At 64.6% G+C, this 21,515-nt stretch carries 21 protein-coding genes; 8 read left to right on the top strand and 13 right to left on the bottom strand.

The window, feature by feature from the left end:
• Positions 1-166 precede the first annotated feature (166 nt).
• Positions 167-838: a nitroreductase gene (locus AC1Q5S_RS00870; RefSeq protein ID WP_060984640.1), complete on the bottom strand. Its 672-nt coding sequence runs from the start codon at positions 836-838 to the stop codon at positions 167-169.
• Positions 839-933: 95 nt separating this feature from the next.
• On the opposite strand from AC1Q5S_RS00870, the gene AC1Q5S_RS00865 reads away from it, so the two are divergent.
• The gene (locus AC1Q5S_RS00865) at positions 934-2,901 is read left to right on the top strand and encodes an AMP-binding protein (protein WP_060984639.1); all 1,968 of its coding nucleotides are present in this window, start codon (positions 934-936) and stop codon (positions 2,899-2,901) included.
• Positions 2,902-2,928: 27 nt separating this feature from the next.
• On the opposite strand, the gene AC1Q5S_RS00860 is transcribed toward AC1Q5S_RS00865, so the two are convergent.
• The 12 genes from AC1Q5S_RS00860 to AC1Q5S_RS00805 form a co-directional block, all read right to left on the bottom strand.
• The gene (locus tag AC1Q5S_RS00860; protein ID WP_207959149.1) at positions 2,929-4,098 is read right to left on the bottom strand and encodes an acyl-CoA dehydrogenase family protein; all 1,170 of its coding nucleotides are present in this window, start codon (positions 4,096-4,098) and stop codon (positions 2,929-2,931) included.
• Positions 4,098-5,519, bottom strand: a complete 1,422-nt coding sequence (locus AC1Q5S_RS00855) for an MmgE/PrpD family protein (RefSeq protein WP_060984637.1) — start codon at positions 5,517-5,519, stop codon at positions 4,098-4,100. Before AC1Q5S_RS00855 ends, AC1Q5S_RS00860 begins: the two co-directional genes overlap by 1 nt.
• Positions 5,520-5,547: 28 nt before the next feature.
• Positions 5,548-6,198 carry a carbonate dehydratase gene (can, locus tag AC1Q5S_RS00850; RefSeq protein ID WP_060984656.1) on the bottom strand — a complete coding sequence of 217 codons (651 nt, stop codon included), beginning with the start codon at positions 6,196-6,198 and terminating at the stop codon, positions 5,548-5,550.
• Between the two features lie 20 nt (positions 6,199-6,218).
• The gene (locus tag AC1Q5S_RS00845; protein WP_060984636.1) at positions 6,219-7,007 is read right to left on the bottom strand and encodes an enoyl-CoA hydratase/isomerase family protein; all 789 of its coding nucleotides are present in this window, start codon (positions 7,005-7,007) and stop codon (positions 6,219-6,221) included.
• 95 nt (positions 7,008-7,102) lie between these two features.
• Complete coding sequence (locus AC1Q5S_RS00840; RefSeq protein ID WP_171455896.1) at positions 7,103-7,240, bottom strand: biotin/lipoyl-containing protein; 138 nt, start codon at positions 7,238-7,240, stop codon at positions 7,103-7,105.
• The gene (locus AC1Q5S_RS00835; protein WP_060984635.1) at positions 7,227-8,369 is read right to left on the bottom strand and encodes an acyl-CoA dehydrogenase family protein; all 1,143 of its coding nucleotides are present in this window, start codon (positions 8,367-8,369) and stop codon (positions 7,227-7,229) included. The genes AC1Q5S_RS00840 and AC1Q5S_RS00835 overlap by 14 nt, the downstream gene beginning before the upstream one ends.
• A 10-nt stretch (positions 8,370-8,379) precedes the next feature.
• Positions 8,380-9,561: an acyl-CoA dehydrogenase family protein gene (locus AC1Q5S_RS00830; RefSeq protein WP_060984634.1), complete on the bottom strand. Its 1,182-nt coding sequence runs from the start codon at positions 9,559-9,561 to the stop codon at positions 8,380-8,382.
• 31 nt (positions 9,562-9,592) lie between these two features.
• Positions 9,593-10,420, bottom strand: coding sequence for an SDR family NAD(P)-dependent oxidoreductase (locus AC1Q5S_RS00825; protein ID WP_066786140.1), 828 nt, complete (start codon positions 10,418-10,420; stop codon positions 9,593-9,595).
• Positions 10,421-10,482: 62 nt separating this feature from the next.
• A complete protein-coding gene (locus AC1Q5S_RS00820) occupies positions 10,483-10,899 on the bottom strand; it encodes a MaoC family dehydratase (RefSeq protein ID WP_060985456.1) in 417 nt (138 codons plus the stop codon).
• 10 nt (positions 10,900-10,909) lie between these two features.
• Positions 10,910-11,353 (bottom strand): MaoC family dehydratase N-terminal domain-containing protein, encoded by a 444-nt coding sequence (locus AC1Q5S_RS00815; protein ID WP_060985455.1) that lies wholly within the window; start codon positions 11,351-11,353, stop codon positions 10,910-10,912.
• Positions 11,354-11,387: 34 nt separating this feature from the next.
• The gene (locus AC1Q5S_RS00810) at positions 11,388-12,572 is read right to left on the bottom strand and encodes a lipid-transfer protein (RefSeq protein ID WP_060985454.1); all 1,185 of its coding nucleotides are present in this window, start codon (positions 12,570-12,572) and stop codon (positions 11,388-11,390) included.
• Positions 12,573-12,679: 107 nt separating this feature from the next.
• On the bottom strand, positions 12,680-12,913 hold the full coding sequence (locus AC1Q5S_RS00805; protein ID WP_060985453.1) for an AMP-binding enzyme: 234 nt from the start codon (positions 12,911-12,913) through the stop codon (positions 12,680-12,682).
• A gap of 371 nt (positions 12,914-13,284) precedes the next feature.
• Here AC1Q5S_RS00805 and AC1Q5S_RS00800 point away from each other — a divergent pair, with 371 nt between their 5' ends.
• The 7 genes from AC1Q5S_RS00800 to AC1Q5S_RS00770 all read left to right on the top strand — a co-directional run bounded on the left by AC1Q5S_RS00800 (position 13,285) and on the right by AC1Q5S_RS00770 (position 21,513).
• Positions 13,285-14,463, top strand: coding sequence for an acyl-CoA dehydrogenase family protein (locus AC1Q5S_RS00800; protein ID WP_060985452.1), 1,179 nt, complete (start codon positions 13,285-13,287; stop codon positions 14,461-14,463).
• A gap of 61 nt (positions 14,464-14,524) precedes the next feature.
• Positions 14,525-15,325, top strand: a complete 801-nt coding sequence (locus tag AC1Q5S_RS00795) for an enoyl-CoA hydratase/isomerase family protein (protein WP_060985451.1) — start codon at positions 14,525-14,527, stop codon at positions 15,323-15,325.
• Positions 15,326-15,352: 27 nt separating this feature from the next.
• Positions 15,353-16,600, top strand: coding sequence for a thiolase family protein (locus AC1Q5S_RS00790; protein ID WP_060985450.1), 1,248 nt, complete (start codon positions 15,353-15,355; stop codon positions 16,598-16,600).
• Between the two features lie 46 nt (positions 16,601-16,646).
• Complete coding sequence (locus tag AC1Q5S_RS00785) at positions 16,647-17,807, top strand: acyl-CoA dehydrogenase family protein (protein ID WP_082753266.1); 1,161 nt, start codon at positions 16,647-16,649, stop codon at positions 17,805-17,807.
• Between the two features lie 3 nt (positions 17,808-17,810).
• The gene (locus AC1Q5S_RS00780) at positions 17,811-18,620 is read left to right on the top strand and encodes an ABC transporter ATP-binding protein (protein WP_060985448.1); all 810 of its coding nucleotides are present in this window, start codon (positions 17,811-17,813) and stop codon (positions 18,618-18,620) included.
• Entirely contained in the window at positions 18,617-20,629 is a 2,013-nt protein-coding gene (locus AC1Q5S_RS00775; RefSeq protein ID WP_296335096.1) for an AMP-dependent synthetase/ligase, read from the top strand. Before AC1Q5S_RS00780 ends, AC1Q5S_RS00775 begins: the two co-directional genes overlap by 4 nt.
• A complete protein-coding gene (locus AC1Q5S_RS00770) occupies positions 20,626-21,513 on the top strand; it encodes a branched-chain amino acid ABC transporter permease (RefSeq protein WP_207959151.1) in 888 nt (295 codons plus the stop codon). Before AC1Q5S_RS00775 ends, AC1Q5S_RS00770 begins: the two co-directional genes overlap by 4 nt.
• The last annotated feature ends 2 nt before the right edge of the window (positions 21,514-21,515 follow it).

Genomic DNA, 21,515 nt, shown 5'->3' with positions numbered 1-21,515 from the left:
GGACATGGGCCACGTGTGCCGCGACGACATCGAGCAGCGTTCGGTCGCCCCACAATCCGTCAGACGTGTAGCGTTCAATCGTGGCAGAGCTATGCAGAATCATGTTGCGGGTCTCCCAAAAAAAGCAAGCAACCCAGGGCGATCGACTTCGATCACGCCCTGAGGATCAAAAGCCATGGAAGCTGGCGAAGGCATCCACCTCGGCACGTTCGGTAATGAAGGCATTCTCCGGGGCCGACAGGTCTTCGTGACCCAGGGCGATGCCGCAGGCCAGGATTTCGTGGTCACCGATCGGCAACTGGGTGCGCGCCACCTTGTGGAACCAGGCAAACGCCGCCTGCGCACAGGTGTGCAGGCCTTGGGCGCGCGCGGCGATAAGGATGTTCTCGATGAACATCCCCAGGTCCATGAAGCTGCCGGTGTTCAGGCGGCGGTCCAGCGTGACGATCAGCCCGACCGGCGCGTCGAAGAAAAGGTAGTTGCGCAGCATCTGGCGCTCGCGCGCCGCCATATCGTCGCGGCCGATGCCCAGGCTGGCATACAGGCCGAAGCCGCAGCGACGCCGGCGCTCCAGATACGGCTCAACCCAGGTCGTGGGGTAATAGGCGTACTCGGGCAGGTGGCGGTCGGCTTCGTGGGTGGCCGCATGAACGATGGCATCGCACAAGCGCTGCCGCGCCTCGCCCGCCACCGCATAAACCCTCCACGGCTGCACATTGTTGCCACTCGGCGCCCGCGCCGCCACGTCCAGTATGTGATGCACGACCGAGGTGGGAATGGGCGTGGGCAGAAAACGCCTGACTGATTTTCGGCTGCGGATCGCTTCGTCGACATGCATGGGAATACACCGCCCTTCTGACAAGCCAAATAAAGGAAAAAATTCATACGGGTACCACACTGGACTCCAGCGCGGCCTTCAGTGTATATTGTGTCATGATTTCTAACAAACAACCGTTCGACTGGGTGCCAACCCCGGACCTGATGGCGCAATCGAACCTCACCGCCTTCCTGCGCAAGGTTGGCGAATCCAGCTTCGAGAACTTGAGCGCGCGTGCCGATGCCGATCCGGCATGGCTTATGGAAGAGGTGTTCGACTTCTGCGACATGCGCTTCTACAAGCCCTACACCCAGATGCTCGACACCTCGCGCGGCATCGAATGGGCGCGCTGGTGTGCAGGCGGCACGACCAACATCGTCTTGAATTGTCTGGACCGGCACCGCGGCACGCCGGTGTGGGAGCAGACCTTCCTGGTCTGGGAGGGAGAAGACCCGAAAGACCGCAGGAGCCTGAGCTACCGCGAGTTCGATGCCGAGGTTTGCCGCCTGGCAGGGGCGATGGCGTCGCTCGGCATAGGGCGCGGCGACCGGGTCGGTCTGTTCATGCCCAACCTGCCAGAGACCTTCATCGCGTTTTTCGCGGTGCTGAAAATGGGGGCGGTCCTGATGCCCCTGTTTTCAGGCTTCGGGCCGCAGCCGATCATCTCGCGCTTGAACGACGGCGAAGCCAAAGCCGTGCTGACGGTCGATGGCACCTGGCGGCGCGGCAGCCCAGGGGCCATGAAGCCGGTGCTCGACGAAGCGCTGGCCGAAGCGCCAAGCGTGCAGCACGTGCTGGTGCTGCGCCACTTGGGCGAAGCACTCGCCTGCCCGATGACACCCGGACGCGACCACGACTGGGCCACGCTGGTGGCCAAGCAACCCGCCGACCGCCCGACCGCCGAAATGGAGGCCGAGGCACCCGCCGTGCTGCTCTACACCTCCGGCACCACCGGCAAACCCAAGGGCTGCGTCTGGACGCATGTCAGCTTCCTTGGCTCGATGGTCACGCGCGACATGCACATCTGCGCCGATTTCAAGGCCAGCGACCGCTTCTTCTTCATGAGCGACATGGGCTGGATGGTGGGCGCCATGTGCGCCTGCATTCCGAGCTACTTTGGCGGCAGCCTGCTGGTGGCCGAAGGCACGCCCGATTACCCCGACACCGGGCGGTTCTGGCGCCTGCTGCAGGACCACAAGGTCAGCTATGTCGGGGTGGCGCCGACGCTGATCCGGGGGCTGATGCGCCATGGCAACGAGGACGTCGAGCGCTACGACCTGTCGTCCCTGCGCGTCACCTGCTCAGGCGGCGAGGCCTGGACCGAGGCGCCGTGGCGCTGGTTCTTCGAGCACGTCTGCAAAACAAAGCTTCCGTTCCTGAACATCGTGGGCGGCACCGAGGTCGGCGGTTGTAATTTCACCGGCACCCTGCACCATCCTCTGCGTCCTGGCTCGTTTGGCGCGCGCGGACTCGGTGCGGGCGTTAACATCGTGAACGAAAGCGGCCAGCCGGTCGGCCCCGGGCAGGTCGGCGAACTGGTGCTGCGCAATCCCAACATCGGTTTTACCAAAAGCCTGTGGCGCGACGACGAGCGTTACCTCGACAGCTACTGGCGTACCCTCCCCGGCCTGTGGGTGCATGGCGATTTCGCCATGCGTGACGCAGACGGTCTGTTCTACATCCTCGGCCGCAGCGACGACACGATCAAGGTCTCGGGCAAGCGCACCGGCCCGTCGGAAATCGAAACGCTGCTCACCGGCACCGGCAAGGTCTCGGAGGCCGCGGTGGTCGGCGTGCCCGACGAGATCAAGGGCTCGGCCATCGTCTGCGTCTGCGTGCCGATGCCCGGCGTGGCGGCGGGAGCGGCGCTGCAAGCCGAACTGTCGGGGGCCGTGGTCGCAGGCATGGGCACGTCTTACCGCCCGCGTCAGGTGCTGCTGGTCAGCGACCTGCCGAAGACGCGCAACATGAAGATCATGCGCCGCGTCGTGCGTGCCGTGTACCGGGGCGAGAGCCCGGGTGACCTGTCCTCGCTGGTCAACCCGGAGACCGTGGCCGAACTGCAAAACAAACTGGCGGAGTGAGGCTCCGATCGCTCAGCAGGCGAAGGCTCAAATGGGGTCCCGCTCCACCAGTTGGCGGGCAATGATCAGGCGCTGCAGTTCGTTGGTGCCCTCGCCAATGCACAGCAGCGGCGCATCGCGGTAATAGCGCTCGACGTTCATCTCTTTCGAATAACCATAGGCACCGTGAATCCGCAGTGCTTCCATGGCGTTTTCGACCGCCGCCTCGCTGGCGAACAGCTTGGCCATACCGGCTTCCATGTCGCAGCGCTGGCCAACGTCATAAGCACGCGCGGCCTGTTCAACCAGCAGCCGCGCCGCCTCGGCCCGGGTCGCCATGTCAGCCAACTTGAGCGCAATCGCCTGGTGATCGCAGATCGGCTTGCCAAAGGTGCGCCGCAGTTGCGCATAGGCAACCGATTCCTCCAGGCAGGCGCGCGCCACACCCACGCCGCGTGCTGCCACATTGATGCGCCCGAGCTCGAGCCCGCTCATCACCTGCTTGAAGCCCTGCCCTTCCACACCGCCCACCAGATTTTCGGCCGGCACGCGGAAGTTTTCGAACACCAGCTCGGCGCTGTCAATGCCCTTGTAGCCGAGCTTTTCCAGCTTGCGGGTGGAGGTGAAGCCCGGGCCTTTCTCGCAGATGAACAGGCTCATGCCACGATGCCGTGGCTGCGCCTGGGGGTCGGTCTTGACCAGTACGGCAAAGGCCTGTCCATGGATGCCGTTGGAGATCCATGTCTTGGTGCCGTTGATGACGTAGTGATCACCGTCGCGGCGCGCCACCGTGCGCACCGCCTGCAGATCGGTGCCACAATCGGGTTCGGTCAGTGCCAGCCCGCCGCGCAGCTCGCCGCTGGCAAAGATCGGCAGAAAACGCTGGCGTTGCGCCTCGGTGCCGTTGCGCTGCACGCAAGCGGCCATGATGAGATGCGAATTGATGATGCCGGACACCGACATCCAGACCCGCGCGATGCGCTCCACAACCTTGGCATAGGTGCTGGCCGACAGGCCCAGGCCGCCGTATTCCTCCCGGATGATGCAGCCAAACAGGCCCATCTCGCGCATCCCGGCGACAATGCCGGCCGGCCACTCGTCGGCATGTTCGAGCCGCTGCGCCACCGGCTTGAGCTCCCTCTCTACGAAGCGCTCGACGGCATCGAGCACCAAACTTTCTTTTTCAGCATCAAAGGCCATGGGCTGGCTGGTGGTCATCAGGGGGCTCCGGAGGTGTTGGACTGGGTCAGGGTGCGCGCCAAGGTGGCTGCGTCTTTGATCCGGTCAGCCGCCAGCACGGCGTCGCGCCAGCGCAGCGCTTGATCGCGTGGCAGCGCCAGCAGCGCATTGCGCATGAATTTGATCTCGATGTCAGCGCCCGTGATGGGTCGACCCGGCGCGCCACGGTGCGCTGACTCACGCCAGCGCAGTTCGCGCCCGTCGTGCGTGCGCACGCGCAGTTCACCCGAAAAGAAGGCCGGGTAATCGGCTTCGGGGTCGGCCACGTGCTCGATGCGGTCAGCCAGCGCCTGCACCCGTGGGTCGCTCAGGTTGACAGCATCCAGTTCGGTCAGCCCCAATTCCCCGCGCAGCAGGGCCAGCGCGACAAGGTGGTGGATGCTGAACTGCGATTCATAGACATTGGCCGGGCGGCGCTTGGCCGCAACTGGCTCGCACACCACCGGGTGCACCCCTTGCGGCAGGAGCACCTGCACCGACGCCACCTCCTCGGCACGCAGACCGGCGGCCCGCAGCGCCAACGCGGCGTCGATGCTGGCGTGCGTGAAGTGGCAGGTCGGATACAGCTTGACGGCGACATCGAGCACTTCCCAGCGCTCGCCCAGGCCGCGCGTGCACTGCGACAGGTCGGCCTGCAGGCCGCGTGCGGCAAGGTGGCTGGCGTACAGGCCAAAACGCCCTTCATAAGGCTGTGAAGGGCCGCGAAACCCGGCACCGGCCAGCGCCGTGGCTGTCAGTCCGCAGACACCGGCCCAGCCCGGGTGCATGCGCTTGGTCCAGGCGCCGTCGCTCAGGAATTCCATGCTGCCAGAAGCCATGGACAACACCACACCTTGCGCGTGTTCAAGTCCGATCCGGTCCAGCCCCATCAACTTGCCCGCCGCCAGCGTGCAACCAAAAGCCCCCACCAACCCGGTCGGATGAAAGCCAACGTCGTGGAAGCCGCCCCGGGCCGCTGCACCCAGGCGAGCTGCGACCTCGATCGCCAGCACGTAGGCAGCGATCATCTCAGCGCCCGTGGCATGCCGCTGCGCCGCCAGGCCCAACGCCAGCGGAAAGGCGCTGGCGCTGGGGTGCGTGATCGCGCCGGGGTGAGTATCATCAAAGTCCAGTCCATGCACCAGGATGCCATTCATCAACACCGCGTCACGCAACAGCAATGGCGCAAAGGCGCCCATGACGGCGCTATCGCCCGCGCCGCCCAAGGCCTGCAGGCCGCGGTAGGCGCAGTGCGCGAAATCCTGCTGTGACGACGCCAGTGCGATGCCCAGTGCGTCGAGCATCAGCAGCTTGGCCCGTTCGACCACGGCCGCCGGCAGCATGCCGGGCTCGAGGTCATGCGCGAACGAAGCCAACTGCGCGGCAATGCTGGGCGCGGCGTTAGGGGTGTTATGAATCATTTTCAATGCGCCTCGCTCGCGTCAAGTTTCACGGCAGACACAGCGCGGCCAGTGACTGGAGGTAACGATCTTGCCCATCCTGCGCACCGTTGACACTGACACCAACCCGTCGAAGCAAGCCGTCGCGCAGGCCATAGACCAGCCCATGCACCTCGACTTGTTGTCCGCGCTCCCAAGCGCGGCGCAGGATGGTGGTGCGGCACACATTGCTGACCTGCTCGATCACGTTCATCTCGCAAAGCCGGGCGGCGCGCTCGTCGGCACAGGAAATGCCGTCCAGCCGATCGGCATGCTTGCGCGCCACGTCTTCCAGATGACGCAGCCAGTTGTCGGCCAGGCCGGTTCGGCGCTGTTCGACCACTGCCTGCACGCCGCCGCAACCGTAGTGCCCGACCACCAGCACATGCTCGACCTTGAGCACCTCGACCGCGTACTGCAGCACCGTCAGGCAGTTCAGGTCGGAGTGCACCACCAGGTTGCCGACGTTGCGGTGCACGAACACCTCGCCCGGCTGCAAGCCCACGATTTCGTTGGCCGGCACCCGGCTGTCGGAGCAGCCGATCCACAGGTAGCGTGGCATCTGCTGTTGCGCCAGCCGCTCGAAGTACTGCGGGTCCTGGGCAGCGCAGCGCGCCGACCAGACACGGTTGTTCTCGAACAAAGGGGTCAGACTGGACATGGCCTCTCCCCCGTGCGACTTCAGCGCCCCTTCCACACCGGCTTTCGCTTTTCGGCAAAGGCGCGCGGGCCCTCCTGCGCGTCTTCGCTGGCGTAGGCGGCGCGGTAGATGTTGTGCGCCAACGCCATGCCGGCGTCGCAGCCCGCGCTCATGGCCGTCAGGATCGACTCCTTGCCGGCCATCACCGACAGCGGCGCGTTGTCGCGGATGCGCTCGGCCAGCGCGCTGGCGCGGGCGCGTACCGCATCCGGCGTGTCTTCGAGGTAGTTGATGAAACCCAGCCCATGGAAAGTCTCGATCGGATACAGGTCGCCGGTCAGCACCATCTCCATCAGCATCGGCTGCGGCAGCATCCACAGCAGAGGAATCGCCCACGGGCTGCCGCGCCCGGCGATACGCGTTTCGGTGATGCCGACTTGCGTGCCCTTCAGGCCGACGCGCAGATCCGAGTTCAGGCTCAGCATCATGCCGCCGGCAATCAGGTGGCCGGTCATCGCGGCGATGATCGGCTTGGCCACGCGGCGCTGGCGGCCGTGGAACGGATCCTTCATCTTGGTCAGGATGTCAACGCCCTCTTCCTTCTTGACGCGCGACGCCTCGCGCAGGTCGAGCCCGGCGCAGAAGGTGCCGCAATCGGCCGAAGTCAGGATGGCGACGCGCACGTTTTTATCGGCATCGACTTCGCCCCACAGGTCGTGCAGCCGGTTGGCAGCGGCCGGTGACAGCGCGTTGCGCATCTCGGGCCGGTTGATCTTCACCGTGGCAATGCCGTCGCGCACCTCGTACAGAACCGTTTCTGCTTCATTCATGTCTTGGTCTCCTGGTACAAATCTCTTGCGATCAACTTGTTCGCCATTCATTCGCCGGCGTTTTCGGATTCGACCACCGCCACGACCAGGCCGCGCTAGACCATCTCCCCGGCCTGCACCGACAGCGAGCGCACCACGCCGTCGTGATCGGCGTTGATGCACATCTCCATCTTCATCGACTCCACGTCGCCGTCTCGCAACCGGTCGCCCATCACGCCATCAAGTTGCCGCACGCAGCGCCGCAAAACGCTGCAGGTGGTGGTCGGAGCTGCCGAACAGGTTGCAAAAGAGGGTGAGGCGGCGAAAGTAATGACCGATGTCCAACTCCTCGGTCATGCCCACCCCGCCGTGCAACTGCACCGCCTGCTGGGCGACGAAACGCGCTCGCTCGCCAATGGCCGCCTTGGCGGCCGACACGGTACGCGAACGGACCGCCGCATCGAGATGCTCGGCATGCAAGGCCGCCATCAACACCAGGGAGCGGGTGGCTTCGACGGCGGCAAACATATCGACCAGCCGGTGCTGGATGACCTGGAAGCTGGCAATCGGCACGTCAAATTGTTTGCGCGTGCTGACGTACTCGCCGGTTTTTCGCAGCAGCGCGCCCATCGCGCCAAGGGCATCGGCGCAGGCGGCAACAATGCCAAGATCGATCAAGTGCTCCAGCAGCGCCAGGCCTTCGCCTTCGGTGCCGAGCAGCGCGCCCTCGCCGAGCACGACATCGTCGAGCCGGAGATCGCCGGCCCGGCTGCCGTCGTAGACCTTGTAACCCGCCACCTGCACCCCCGGCGTCCTGGCCCCGACCAGAAACAAGCTGATACCCCGGCGCTCATTGACCGCGCCCGATGTCCTGGCCACGACGACGAAGCCGTCAGCCCAGGGCGCGCCCAGCACGCCGCTCTTGCGGCCCGACAGCACCCAGCCACCGCCCTTGGCCGTGGCGCGGGTCTGGACATGGGCGAGGTCGTGACGCGCATCGACCTCGGTGTGCGCCAAGCTGAGAATGAGCTCGCCCGATGCCAGCCCTGGCAGCCACGTCGAGCGCTGCGCCGGGTTGCCTGCGCGCGCCACCGCCTGCGCACCGAGCACCGTGCTGGCGAGATAGGGTTCTACCGCCAGCGCCGCACCCAAGGCCTCGGCGACCTGGATCGTCTCGACAATGCCTCCGCCGAAACCGCCGTCCGCTTCGGGCAGCGCCACGCCCAGCCAGCCGAACTCGCCGAATCGCCGCCAGTGCTCGCGGCTCATGCCAGGCTCGGATGCGGCGATTTTGTTGCGGGCATCGAAACCGTACTCGGCGCGCAAAAATTTCTGCGCCGCGTCACGCAGCATCGTTTGTTCTTCAGACAAATCAAAGTTCATGGGGTTTCCTTTAGCGTGCGCCGCCGGCCAGAAGCATCTTGGCCAGTACGTTCTTCTGCACCTCGTCGCTGCCACCGTAGATGGTGGCAGCGCGTGAGAAGCAGTAGCGCGGCATCGCATGCGCGTAGCGCCCGTGGCCCCACTCGCCGCCCTCGTGCCAGGGCCACGCCATCTCGGCGGCGATTTCCACGTCCAGCTCGGACAAGGTCTGTTGCACCGCCGTGCCCATGGTCTTGAGCAGTGAGGATTCCGGCCCCGGCGCCTTGCCTGCGGCAGTGGCCGCGAGCACGCGGAAATTGGTGTATTCAAGCGCCATCAGTTCAATCTCGGCACGCGCCAGCTTGAGGCGCATCGCGCCATCCTCGGCCAGCGGTCGGCCGCCCGAGCGGCGCTCACCCGCTGCGGCGTACAGATTGGCCAGATGCGCCTTGCAGTCGGCCACGCCGGCGATGCTGGTGCGTTCGTGCGTCAGCAGGTACTTGGCAATGTCCCAGCCCTGGCCCTCACGGCCAACCAGGTTTTTCCTGGGCACGCGAACGTCGGTGAGGAACACCTGGTTGAGGTGATGCTCGCCGTCGATCGAGACGATGGGCTTGACCTCGATGCCAGCACGGTCCATCTCGATCAGCAGGAAGGAAATCCCTTCCTGCTTTTTCCCGGTGCTGGAGGTGCGCACCAGGCAGAACATGTGGGTGGCCCAGTGTGCGTAGGTGGTCCAGATTTTCGAACCGTTGAGGATGTAGTCGTCGCCATCGGCCACGGCCGTGGTCTTCAAGCTGGCCAAATCCGAGCCTGCGCCCGGCTCGGAATAGCCCTGGCACCACCAGTCTTCACAGCGACGGATGCGCGGCAGGTACTGCGCCTTTTGCTCAGGCGTTCCAAAGGCGACCAGCACCGGCCCGAGCATGATCACCCCCATCGACAGGCCGACCGGCGCGCTGGCCGCCGCGCGTTCAAGGTCAAAGATATAGCGCTGCGTTGGCGTCCAGCCCGGCCCGCCGTGCTCCTTGGGCCAGCCGGTGACCAGCCAGCCCTGCGTGTCGAGCCGGCGCTGCCATTGAACGATGTCGTCCTTTTGCAGCATCTCCCCGGTGACGGTCTTGCGCTTGAGCTCGGCTGGCGTGTGGGCCTTGAACCAGGCGCGAACCTCTTGCTGGAACGCCCTGTCTTCCGGACTGAAATCAATGTCCATCGTGTGCCTTTGTGCGCTGGTGGTATGCGTTTCAGATCGAGATGCCGCCGCCGCAAATCAGGGTCTGGCCGCTGACGTAGTTCGATTCGGGAATGCACAGCAGATAGACCGATCCGGCCGCTTCCTCGGGCGTACCGCCGCGACCCAGCGGAATGGTGCGCTCCATCATTTCCAGCAGATCAGGATTGACACCGACCTTGATCTTGTGGCCTTCGACGTCAATCGAGGCATCGCCGGCGGCCGAAGCTTCGGTCAGCCGCGTCTTGATCATGCCAAAAGCGACGGCATTGACGTTGACCTTGTAGCGCCCCCACTCCTTGGACAGCGCCTTGGTCAGACCGATGATGCCGGCCTTGCCGGCCGAGTAATTGGCCTGGCCGGCATTGCCGCCGGTGCCGGCGATGGACGAGATGTTGACCACCTTGCGGAACACCTCCTGCCCTGCTTCGGCTTCCTTGCGCGAAGCGGCACGAATGAACTCCGCGGCCGCGCGCAGAATCTTGAACGGCGCGGTCAGGTGCACATCAATGATCGCGTTCCATTGCTCGTCGGTCATCTTCTGGACCACGTTGTCCCAGGTGTAGCCGGCGTTGTTGATGATGATGTCCAGGCCGCCGAAGTTGTCGATCGCGGTCTTGACGAAGCGATCAGCGAAACCGTCGGCGGTGACGCTGCCTACGCAGGCCACGGCGGTGCCGCCAGCGGCCTTGATGTCGGCCAGCGTCTGCTCGGCCGGCGCTGCGTCGAGGTCATTGATCACGACCTTGGCACCTTCGCTGGCGAGCTTCATGGCGATGGCGCGCCCAATGCCGCGACCCGATCCGGAGACGATCGCGACTTTGCCTTCGAGTTTTTTCATGGTGTGTGTCCTTGCTTGTGATTGAAAAGAAATATGTAAGGCGGGCCGCCCGTCAGCGGCCCTCAGTTCAGGGCCACCAGAGCCTCGCCCGCCAGCGTGATTTCACCCGTGGCCTTGGCCGCGCTGATTTGAACGCGCACGCAGGGGCGACCGGCGTGCTCGAGCTTTTCGACCACCTTGCCGCTGCAGCGCACGCGGTCACCCAGGTGGGTCATGGCCGCAAAGCGAACGCCATAGCTGAGAATCTGGCGCTGCGGCACCCATTCGGTGAGCGCGCGCCCGAGATAGGCCATCGACAGCATGCCTTGCGCAAACACGTCCTTCATGCCCGCGCCGCGCGCGAAGTCGATGTCGATGTGGATCGGGTTGTGGTCGCCCGAGGCGCCGGCGAACAAGGCCAGGGTGGTGCGGCTGATGGGTGGCAACTCCAGCACGGGCATGTCATCGCCGACCTGGATCATTTTTGTTTGAGCGTTCATGGCTATTCCTTCAGGCGTGGCGCACGACGATCACCGAGTGCAAGTCGGCGACATGCTCGCCGAGCTGATTGGTGACCTTCGTGTCGTTGACGACAAACTCGAGTGCGCCGTCCTTCTTGTCGTAGATGTCGGCGACCCGGGTCTGGAAGCGCAGCGTGTCGCCAGCGCACACCGGGGCGTGGTAGTCGAAGCGCTGCTCGCCGTGCAAGACCTCGCGCAGATCGATCTTGAGGGTGTCGAGCAACTTCATCAGCACGCCCGAATCGCTCTCGGCACCAAAGATGAAGGTCGGCGGCGCAACGACGTTGCGGTAACCGGCGGCCTTGGCGCTGGCCTCGTCGAGGCAAATCGGATCAGCGCTACCGATCACCTCGGCGAAGAAGCGAATGCGCCCCTTCTCCACATCCCACAGCGTAGGCGGCACCTCGTACCCGATGAATTTTTTGTCAATCATGGGATTCAAGCTCCTGGCTTTTTTGTGTTTGCGCTCAAGCGGCCTGGTAGAGCGTGACGACGCAAGCGCCGCCCAGTCCGAGGTTGTGCTGCAAGGCCACGCGCGCGCCCTCGACCTGGCGTTGGTCCGCCGTGCCGCGCAGTTGGTGGGTCAGCTCAAAACATTGCGCCAGGCCGGTGGCACCCAGCGGATGGCCCTTGGATAACAGTCCTCCCGACGGATTGGTGACGACCTTGCCGCCATAGGTGTTGTCGCCGTCCAGCACGAACTTCTCCGCGCCCCCCACCGGACACAGGCCCAGGGCCTCGTATGTCAGCAGTTCATTCTGTGCGAAGCAGTCGTGCAGCTCGACCACATCCACGTCGTCCGGACCGATGCCGGCTTGCGCATAGACCTTTTGCGCCGCATCGCGCGCCATGTCGAAGCCGACCAGGCGCATCATGTCGTGCGATTCGAAGGTGCTGGGGAAGTCCGTGCTCATCGACTGGGCGCGGATGGAGACGCGGGTGTCTAGCCCGTGCTTCCTGGCGAAGGCTTCGGAGCAGATCACCGCGGCGGCGGCGCCGCAGGTCGGCGGGCACGCCATCAAGCGCGTCATCACGCCGGGCCAGACGGCTGGTGCGCTCATCACGTCGTCAACGCTGACTTCCTTGCGGAACAGCGCGAGCGGGTTGTTGGCGGCATGGCGGCTGGCCTTGGCGCGGATGTGGGCGAAGGTGTCCAGGCGCGTGCCGTATTTGTCCATGTGCGCCTTGCCCGCACCGCCAAAGTAACGAATGGCCAGCGGGATTTCCGGGTGACCCACCAGTTCGGCGGTGGCGCGGTCGAATGCTTCAAAGGGCGTGGGCCTGTCCTCGAACTGAGCCTTGATGGCGCCTGCGGCCATCTGCTCAAAGCCCAGCGCCAGCACGCAATCGACCGCACCGCTTTCAACCGCCTGGCGCGCCAGGAACAGCGCGGTCGAACCGGTGGAGCAGTTGTTGTTGACGTTGACAATCGGTATGCCGCTCATGCCCACTGGATACAGCGCGCGCTGGCCGCAGGTGGAATCACCATACACGTAGCCGACATAGGCCTGCTGGATCATGGGGTACTCGACTCGCGCGTCGGCCAGGGCCTGGCGCACGGCCTTCTCTCCCATCACGTGATAGGGCTCACTGGCACCCGGTTTGGTGAACGGGACCATGCCGACGCCGGCGACGATGACTTTATGACCCATGACTCTCTAACTCCTCAAGTTGAAGCGTCGGCTGACGCTGATGAATGGTCGCGCCGCATGCGGCGTGACCGGATGCTTGCCAAAGCGGCAGCGCCGAACCACCGGGATCACAGGCTTGCCCATTGGCGCTCGATCTCGTGGCGCTGTATCTTGCCGGTGCTGCTGCGCGGAAACGCGGCGGCATCGACAAACCGAATGTCCTTGGGCACCTTGTAGCCGGCCAGTTGCGCACGGCACCACTGCAGCAGGGCCTGCGCGTCCGTGGCGGCTCCGGGCTTGAGCGCGACGAAGGCCACGGGTACTTCGCCCCAGCGCTCGTCGCGGCGAAGCTGTTGAGGCAAGGCGCACGCAGTGCGTCATTTCAGCTACGGCCAGTACGCAGGCAAATCGACTCACGCACCGGTAAATCGTTCGGTAGCCCAGCACTCCCCGTGCATCCTCAACAGCCGTCGATTCGGCACGGACGGCCGCCTGCTTGCGCAGCAGGTCGGCCACGGTCAAAGAAAACGCGCCGATTCCGTCTCCCATGGATACAGCCTCCAGTTCTGGCACCCCAAGTGAATGTTCACACCACATTCTATCTAACGCTTGACAGATTTGCAACGCCCCAGTAAATTTGCATCGACTTAAAAAGGTCTCGTCGGCGCCAGTCCGATCTCGCGCGCGTCGTGACGCATTGACCCACAACCCAAACACCGATTGGCACCCCCACATGGTCACCCCCCGCAGTTTCGTTCTCTCCGCCGACGACCGCGCCGTGCTCGATGCCGCGGACAAGTTCGCCCGCAATGAGTTTGTGCCGCTCGCGCGTCGCATGGACGACGAGGAATGGTGGCCGCCGGATATTTTTCAGAGAATCGGCGCGGCCGGCTTCATGGGCGTCACCGTGCCCGCCGAGCATGGCGGCGCCGGCATGGACCTGTTCAGTTCGGGTTTGATCTGCCAGGCCTTCGCGCGCTGGAACCCTGCCCTCGCGCTGTCGTGGGCGGCGCACGACAACCTGTGCGTCAACAACATCTACCGCAACGCCAGTGAAGCGCAGCGCCGCCAATACCTGCCCGGCCTGTGCGACGGCAGCAAGATCGGCGCGCTCGGCCTGACCGAACCTGGCGCCGGCTCGGATGCACTGGGCGCCATGCGCACCAGCGCACGCCGTGTGGGCGACCACTACATCCTCAACGGCACCAAGATTTACATCACCAACGGCCCGGTGGCCGATGTGCTGCTGGTCTACGCCAAGACCGCCCCGGAACTCGGCGCCAAGGGCATCTCGGCCTTCATCGTCGAAAAAGACTTCCCCGGCTTCAAGGTGGCGCAAAAACTGGTCAAGATGGGCTTTCGCGGCAGCCAGACCGGCGAGCTGGTATTCGACGACTGCCGCGTGCCGGCGGCCAACCTGGTTGGCAAGGAAAACGAAGGCGTCAAAATCGTCATGAGCGGACTCGACCTGGAGCGCGCGCTGGTGGCAGCGCTGTGCGTCGGCATCTGTGAACGCGCGCTCGAATTGAGCGTCGAATACGCTAGGACGCGCGTGCAGTTCGGCAAACCTATCGGCAGCTTCCAGATGGTGCAGGCCATGCTGGCCGAGATGTACACCGAAACCGAGGCGATGAAAACCCTCGTCTGGCGCACACTGGCCGAGGTCAATGACCTCGAGATCGGCGGCGGCGGACGCGGCGAAGCCCACAAGCTCACTGCAGCCTCCATTCTCTTTGCTGGCGAGGCCTGCAACCGGGTGCTCAACAAGGCCATGCAAGTCCATGGCGGGGGCGGTTACATCTGGGAGTCCGAGATCAACCGGCTGTTCCGTTGCATCAAGATCCTCGAGATCGGCGCCGGAACATCCGAGGTGCGCAAATTGATCATCGCAGAGGAGCTGCTGAAAGGCTGAATCCGCTTGCGGACCGCGGCACGATGCTGGCCGAGGCCACGCAACAACACGAAGGAGACACATGGAAGCGACCCCGACGATCCGCTACGAGCAGCGCGGCGCCACCGCCTGGATCACCCTTGACCGGCCCGACGCGATGAATGCCTTGTCGGGCCCGATGTGCACCGAGCTGCTGGAGGCCATCGGGCGCATCGAGCGCGACCCCGGCATTCGCGTCATCGTGCTCACCGGAGCAGGCCGTGCCTTTTGTGCCGGGGCCGACCTCAAGGGCGTTTTTGAGGACGCGGGCGGTTCGCCTGGGCCGATCGACCCGATGACAGATTTTCTCGACCAGGTTGGCGCGATGATGGAACGGCTGCGCATGTGCCCCAAGCCCACCATTGCGGCATTGAATGGCCTGACCCTGGCCGGTGGCCTGGAACTGGCGATGGCCTGCGATCTGATCATCGCCGCCGACAGTGCCCGCATCGGCGACGCCCACGCCAATTTCGGCGTCTTCCCCGGCGCCGGCGGCGCCGCGATCCTGCCGCGCCGAATTGGCGCCACCGCCGCGAAATACCTGCTCTTCACCGGCGACACCCTGCCGGCGAAGGAACTGGTGCCACTCGGCCTCGTGAACCGCGTCGTTCCCGACGCCGATCTGGGGAGCGAGGTGGAGAAACTGGCCGCGCGCATCGCCAGCAAGAGTCCGCTCGTCATCCGCCGCATGAAGCAGACGGTCGCCGACGGGCTGGAGCAGCCACAGGCTTCGGCGCTGCGGCTGGAGCGGGTGGTGCTCGACGCGCATCGCCATTCGCACGACATCCGCGAAGGCCTCGCGGCCTTCGTCGGCAAACGCACGCCCGATTTCAAAGGCTACTGAACCGAACGCTGCACAAGAATTCCCACGATGAGCCACACGCACCCAACCGTCTACATTGCCGGCGTCGGCATGACACCGACCGGCAAATTCCTCGATCGCGGCATCAAGCAACTCACCGCCGCTGCGGTGCACGCGGCGCTGACCGACGCCGGGTTCGCCACCAGCGATATCCAGTCGGCGTACTTTTCCAACGCAACCCAGGGTGTGCTGGAAGGCCAGAGCATGATCCGCGGCCAGATTGCGTTGCGTTCCATGGGCTTCGAATCCATCCCGATCTTCAACATTGAGAACGCCTGCGCCAGTGGCAGCTCGGCCTTCAGCCTGGCGGTGCAGTATGTGCGCTCCGGCGCGGGAGAGATCGCGCTGGCAGTGGGTGCCGAGAAGATGTTTTGCACCGACAAGGCCAAAATGTTCAGCGTCTTCGACGGCGCCTGGGACGTGGCAACGGTCGAGGAGAACAAACGCAATCTGCTGCAAATGGGGCACGGCGTGGAGCCGCCTGAAGGGTCGATGTCGAAGGCGCCATACAGCCTGTTCATGGACATTTACGCCGCCTTTGGACGCTTTCACATGCGCGAGTTCGGCACCACGCAGCGGCAAATCGCTGCGGTGTCGGCGAAGAACCACGGCCATTCCGTACACAACCCGCTGGCACAATACCGCAACGCCTACACCATCGAAGAGGTACTGGCCGCGCCGCCCATCACCTACCCGCTCACGCTACCGATGTGCGCGCCGATCAGCGACGGTGCAGCCGCGGCGATCGTCTGCTCGGAGGCGGCGCTGGCGCGGATGGCCGACCGCAGGCGTGCCATCAAGGTGCTGGCCTCCGTGGTGGCCACGGGCACCAACCGGCGACCCGAAGACGTGGGCCAGCACATCACCGCCAGGGCGTCCAAGCTCGCCTACAAACTCGCCGGCATCGGCCCGCAGGACATCTCGCTGGCCGAGGTTCACGATGCCACCGCCATCGGCGAAATCGTGCAGAGCGAAAACCTGGGCTTCTGCGCGTTCGGCGAAGGCGGATGGCTCGCCGAGAGCGGCGGCACCACGATTGGCGGGCGCATCCCCATCAACACCTCGGGTGGACTGGAGTCCAAAGGGCACCCGATCGGCGCTACCGGTCTGGGCCAGTTGCACGAACTGGTCACCCAACTGCGTGGCGAAGCCGGGGCCCGCCAGGTGCAGGGCGCACGGCTCGCCATCGCCGAAAACGGCGGCGGCCTGTTCGGCCTCGAAGAGGCGGTCTGCGCCATCACCATTCTCGGCCGCTGAGGCTTGCCTGCTGCGCCGTCAACCTTGACCTGAAGAGATGTCCTCCATGAACTTCCTGCCCACCGAAGAGCAGCGCATGGCCGTCGAAGGCTTCACACGCTTCCTCGAAAACGAACTGCGCCCGATCGTCGAACGCTACCAGCCCGACAAGCTGATTGAAAAAGAGCTGATGCTCGAAATTTTCCAGAAAATGCTGCCCTACGGCATGGGCGGCAATGGCATCATCGCCGAGCAATACGGCGGCATGGGGATGCCCTGGCTCACCTATGCGCTGATGTACGAGCAGCTCGCGCGCATCTCCGGCGACGTGGCGATCTCGCTGCTGATTCAGCAGCTCGGCGCCTATTCACTGGAGGTGTGCACCAACACCGCCATGCGCGAGAAGTACCTGCCGCGCATGGTGCGCGCCGAAATCATCGCCTGCAGCGGCATCAGCGAGCCCGGTGTCGGCTCCAACGTGGCTGAAGTCACCTGCCGGGCCCAGCGTGACGGCGACCACTACATCGTTACCGGTGAGAAAACCTGGATCTCGAACGGGCACTACTCCGACTTTTGCATGGTCATCGTGCGCACGTCGAGCGAAGGCTCTGGCGCCCTGTCGATGATCCTGGTCGACCGCGCCGAACACGGCTACGAAAGCCGCAACATCGACAAGCTCGGTCTCAACAGCACCTCGACCGCACAGCTCTTCTTCGACGGCGTTCGCGTACCGGCAGCCAATATGATGATCGAGCCAGGCTCCGGCCTCAAGAACACGATGGTGCTGTTCGAGAAAGCGCGTCCCATGGTCGGCCTTACCTCGGTGGGAATCGCACAGGCGGCGCTTGACAAGGCGGTGTCCTATTCGAAGGAGCGTCGCCAGCATGGCAAGCCGATCGGCGGCCACCAGTTGATCCAGGGGATGTTGGCCGAAGCCGCCACCGAACTCGATGCCGCACGGTTACTGGTCTACCGCGCCTTCAACCTGATCGACCACGGTGTGCGCAGCGAGGTGCAAAGCGCCATGGCCAAATGGTACGCCACCGAGATGGCTGTCAACGTCACGTCGAAAGCCGTGCAGATTCATGGTGGCAACGGCATTACCAAGGACTTTGGGGTGGAACTGTTGTTCCGAAACGCCCGCATGATGCCCATCCCCGACGGCACGACCGAGATCCAGAAGCTCATCATTGGCCGCACCCTGACCGGCATCAATGCTTTCTCCTGACCCATGGCCTCCCTTTCCTCCCCCTCCTCAATCGCCCGGGCCAGTGAAGTTCCGGTGCTCCAGGCCCGGAACGTCACGCTGCGATTCGGCGGCGTGACGGCCCTGGCTGACGTCGGCATCGAAGTCCGTGACAACGAGCTGCTGGCCATCATCGGCCCCAACGGCGCCGGCAAGAGTTCGCTGATGAACGTGCTGAGCGGTTTTTACCAGCCGCAACAGGGCGATGTGCACTACCGCGCGCACGACATCAAGGGCCGCGCGGTGCACGAAATCGCGCGCGACGGCGTGGTGCGCACTTTTCAGGGCACCCATTTGTTCTCCAACATGAGCGTGCTCGACAACATCCTGGTCGGCCGCTACTGCAAGATGCGCTCGAGTCTGGCGCAGGCATTTCTCTATTTCCCCTGGACCCAGCGTGAAGAAACCCTGCACCGGGAAGCGGCCGAGGAAATCATCGACTTCCTCGAAATCGAAAACATCCGCCACCAGCCGGTGGGCGCACTCGGCTACGGTCTTCGCAAGCGCGTCGACCTGGGCCGTGCATTGGCGATGGACCCCAAGGTGCTGCTGATGGATGAACCGATGGCCGGCATGAACACCGAAGAAAAGGAAGACCTTGCACGCTTCATCATCGATGTGCGTGAGGCCAAGCGCATCCCGGTGGTGCTGGTCGAGCACGACATGGGGGTGGTCATGGATCTGGCCGACCGTGTAGCGGTACTAGACTTCGGCCGCAAGATCGCCGACGGCACGCCGGCGCAGGTGCAAGCCGACCCGGCCGTGATTCAGGCCTACCTGGGAGCAGCGGCATGAACCGCCGGGCCGCTCCCAAGGCGAATACCGCGGCGCACAGCGCGAAGGGCAATTCAGTGAGCGCGCACCATCCCACCCCGGCATCCGCACTCACCCTGCCACAGAAGTTGCTCGCCCACACCCAGGAACATCCGCAGCGACTGGCGCAGCGCGTCAAGCGCAAAGGCGTGTGGCGCTGCTATACGTGGTCCGACGTGTTTGAGCGCACGCGCAGCATGGCGCTTGGCGCAGCAGCGCAGGGCCTGCAGCGCGGCGAAACCGCGATCGTGATCGGCGAGAACGAACCCGAGCATTACTGGGCTCTGTTTGCAGCCCAGTCACTGGGCGCCAAAACCGTGTCGGTCTACCCCGACGCCACCGTCGACGAACTGCATTACCTCTGCGAGGACGCGCAGGCCCGCTTCATCTTCGCGCAGGATCAGGAGCAGGTCGACAAGGCGCTCGCGCTGCTGGAGCGGCTGCCCGACATCCGGGGCATCGCTTACTGGGACAACTCGGGCATGTGGTCGTACCGGCATCCGCTGCTGCAATCCTTCGATGCCTTGACCGACGAAGGGCGGCGCCAGCACGAGCGGCAACCGCAGCGCTTCGAACGCGAAATCGCCGCCGGCCACCCTGACGATCTGGCACTGCTGACCTACACCTCCGGCACCACCAGCAAGCCCAAGGGCGTGATGATCAGTCACCGCTGGCTGATGGACAACGCGTTGCGCATGAGCAGCGCGCTTCCGATCAAGCCCGGCATGGAGTACCTGTCCTACACGCCGCTGGCCTGGATCACCGAGCAATTGCTGGGCGTGACACTCGGGCTGACCATGCCGCTGGTGGTCAGCTTCCCGGAAGGTCCTGACCAGGTCTTGCCCAATCTGCGCGAACTCGCGCCGCACATCGTGCTGTTCGGCCCGCGCCAGTGGGAGAACATCGCCGCCACCATCGAGGCGCGCATGCTCGCCGCGAACTGGATTGCGCGCGGCATCTACCGCTGGGGCATACGCATCGGCCACGACGTGCATGTTGCGCGGCTCGAGGGGCGGACGGCACCGTGGCTGTCGCGGCTGCTGCTGCCGCTGGCCGAAGCGCTGGTGCTTCATCCGCTGCGCGACCAGTTTGGCTTTATTCGCGGCAAGGTCGCCGTTTCTGGCGGCACCGCCATGGCGCCCGACGTGTTCCGGCTGTTTCACGCCATGGGCGTGCCACTGCGCAACATCTACGGCTGTTCCGAATTCGGCCTGATTGCCGGCCACCGCGGCGAGCGTTACGACCTCGAAACCGTGGGCCCGCTGCTCGATGTGGATCCTGCCTTCGGCGCACCGCTGGAATCGCGCATCCAGGATAACGGCGAGCTGCTCCTGCGCGGCGGCACCGGCTTTCTCGGCTACTGGGGCAAACCCGAGAAGGCCGCCGCCATCCAGCGCGACGGCTGGTACGTCAGCGGTGACGCTGTGCGCAAGACCGGTTGCGGTGAACTGGTGTACCTGGACCGGCTGGAGCACTTGGTCCAACTCGCCAGCGGCCATCTGTATCCGCCGCAGTTTATCGAGACGCGCCTGCGCTTTTCGCCCTTCATCAAGGACGTGATGGTGCTGGGCGACGCCACCCGGCCCTGGGTTGGCGCACTGATCAACATCGACATGGCAGTAACCAGCCGCTGGGCCGAGGAGCGGCGCATCGCCTTCTCCACCTTCACCGATCTGTCGCAGCGACCCGAAGTGCGGCAACTGGTGCAGGGCGAAATCCGCCGCATCAACAAACTGCTGCCCGAAGGCTCGCGCGTGGTGCGTTTCGCCAATTTTCCGAAGGAACTCGACCCCGACGAAGGTGAACTCACGCGCACGCGCAAGCTGCGCCGCGAGTTTCTTGAGGTGCGCTATCGGGCGCTGATTGACGGCCTGTATGCAGGCGCCGCCGACATCGCCTGCGAAATCGCCGTGACCTATCAGGACGGCCGCCAGGGCGTGCTGCGGGCAACCGTAGTGGCCACCGACATCGACCAGACGCTCACACCATGATCATCGAATTCATCAACTACACAATCAACGGCGCGCTGCTCGGCCTGCTGTACTCGCTGGTCGCCATGGGCTTTGTGGTCATCTACCGCGCCAGCAAGGTCTTCAACATGGCGATCGGCGAGATGATCGTGCTGGGTGCCTTCCTGCTGTGGTGGGCGATCCAGTCGCGCGGCATGCATCCGGTGCTGGGCATCGCCGTCGCGCTGGGCATTTCGGTGCTGATCGGGCTGGCGATTGAACGGCTGCTGTTCAGGCGCCTGATCGGCGAATCGGTGTTCTCGATGATCATGGTCACCATCGGGCTGCTGATCCTGATGCGAGGACTGGTGCTGGTGATCTGGGGCCCGCAGGAGCGTCAGTTCCCCGCCATCTTTCCCCTGGCGCCCATCATCTTGGGCGAGATGATCATCCCGCGCTCGCTCGCCATCGGTGGCCTCATCGCGGTGCTGGCGGCGGTGGCGCTGCACTGGTTCTTCAACCGCAGCCGCACCGGGCTGGCCATGTCGGCAGTGGCCGAAGACCACCAAATCGCGCTGGCCATGGGCATCAGCGTGCGCCGCTCCATCGCCTTCGCCTGGGCGCTGGGCGGGGTGCTGTCGGTCATCACCTCGATGGTCTACCTGAGCGGCAAGTCGCTGACCGTCCTGTCCTCCGAGATCGGCTTCGCCGCCCTGCCGGTGGCGCTGCTGGCCGGGCTCGAATCCATCGGCGGCCTGCTGTTGGCCGGCATCATCGTCGGGGTCGTGCAGGGGCTGACGGCCGCCTACATCGACCCGCTGATCGGCGGCAACGCCGCCGCCGTCGTCCCCTATATCTTCATGCTGGTGGTGCTGGTGGTCCGTCCGACCGGCATGTTCGGCTGGAAACGCATTGAAAGAGTCTGACC

The sequence above is a fragment of the Acidovorax sp. GW835-FHT14B10 genome (assembly GCF_058793725.1).
This window is presented reverse-complemented; position numbering and strand designations above follow the sequence as displayed.

Excerpts from the sequence above, each read along its gene's own strand:
- AC1Q5S_RS00870 (WP_060984640.1), bottom strand. The coding sequence starts at position 838 with ATGCATGTCGACGAAGCGATCCGCAGCCGAAAATCAGTCAGGCGTTTT.
- AC1Q5S_RS00865 (WP_060984639.1), top strand. The coding sequence starts at position 934 with ATGATTTCTAACAAACAACCGTTCGACTGGGTGCCAACCCCGGACCTG.
- AC1Q5S_RS00860 (WP_207959149.1), bottom strand. The coding sequence starts at position 4,098 with ATGACCACCAGCCAGCCCATGGCCTTTGATGCTGAAAAAGAAAGTTTG.
- AC1Q5S_RS00855 (WP_060984637.1), bottom strand. The coding sequence starts at position 5,519 with ATGATTCATAACACCCCTAACGCCGCGCCCAGCATTGCCGCGCAGTTG.
- can (WP_060984656.1), bottom strand. The coding sequence starts at position 6,198 with ATGTCCAGTCTGACCCCTTTGTTCGAGAACAACCGTGTCTGGTCGGCG.
- AC1Q5S_RS00845 (WP_060984636.1), bottom strand. The coding sequence starts at position 7,007 with ATGAATGAAGCAGAAACGGTTCTGTACGAGGTGCGCGACGGCATTGCC.
- AC1Q5S_RS00835 (WP_060984635.1), bottom strand. The coding sequence starts at position 8,369 with ATGAACTTTGATTTGTCTGAAGAACAAACGATGCTGCGTGACGCGGCG.
- AC1Q5S_RS00830 (WP_060984634.1), bottom strand. The coding sequence starts at position 9,561 with ATGGACATTGATTTCAGTCCGGAAGACAGGGCGTTCCAGCAAGAGGTT.
- AC1Q5S_RS00825 (WP_066786140.1), bottom strand. The coding sequence starts at position 10,420 with ATGAAAAAACTCGAAGGCAAAGTCGCGATCGTCTCCGGATCGGGTCGC.
- AC1Q5S_RS00820 (WP_060985456.1), bottom strand. The coding sequence starts at position 10,899 with ATGAACGCTCAAACAAAAATGATCCAGGTCGGCGATGACATGCCCGTG.
- AC1Q5S_RS00815 (WP_060985455.1), bottom strand. The coding sequence starts at position 11,353 with ATGATTGACAAAAAATTCATCGGGTACGAGGTGCCGCCTACGCTGTGG.
- AC1Q5S_RS00810 (WP_060985454.1), bottom strand. The coding sequence starts at position 12,572 with ATGGGTCATAAAGTCATCGTCGCCGGCGTCGGCATGGTCCCGTTCACC.
- AC1Q5S_RS00800 (WP_060985452.1), top strand. The coding sequence starts at position 13,285 with ATGGTCACCCCCCGCAGTTTCGTTCTCTCCGCCGACGACCGCGCCGTG.
- AC1Q5S_RS00795 (WP_060985451.1), top strand. The coding sequence starts at position 14,525 with ATGGAAGCGACCCCGACGATCCGCTACGAGCAGCGCGGCGCCACCGCC.
- AC1Q5S_RS00790 (WP_060985450.1), top strand. The coding sequence starts at position 15,353 with ATGAGCCACACGCACCCAACCGTCTACATTGCCGGCGTCGGCATGACA.
- AC1Q5S_RS00785 (WP_082753266.1), top strand. The coding sequence starts at position 16,647 with ATGAACTTCCTGCCCACCGAAGAGCAGCGCATGGCCGTCGAAGGCTTC.
- AC1Q5S_RS00780 (WP_060985448.1), top strand. The coding sequence starts at position 17,811 with ATGGCCTCCCTTTCCTCCCCCTCCTCAATCGCCCGGGCCAGTGAAGTT.
- AC1Q5S_RS00775 (WP_296335096.1), top strand. The coding sequence starts at position 18,617 with ATGAACCGCCGGGCCGCTCCCAAGGCGAATACCGCGGCGCACAGCGCG.
- AC1Q5S_RS00770 (WP_207959151.1), top strand. The coding sequence starts at position 20,626 with ATGATCATCGAATTCATCAACTACACAATCAACGGCGCGCTGCTCGGC.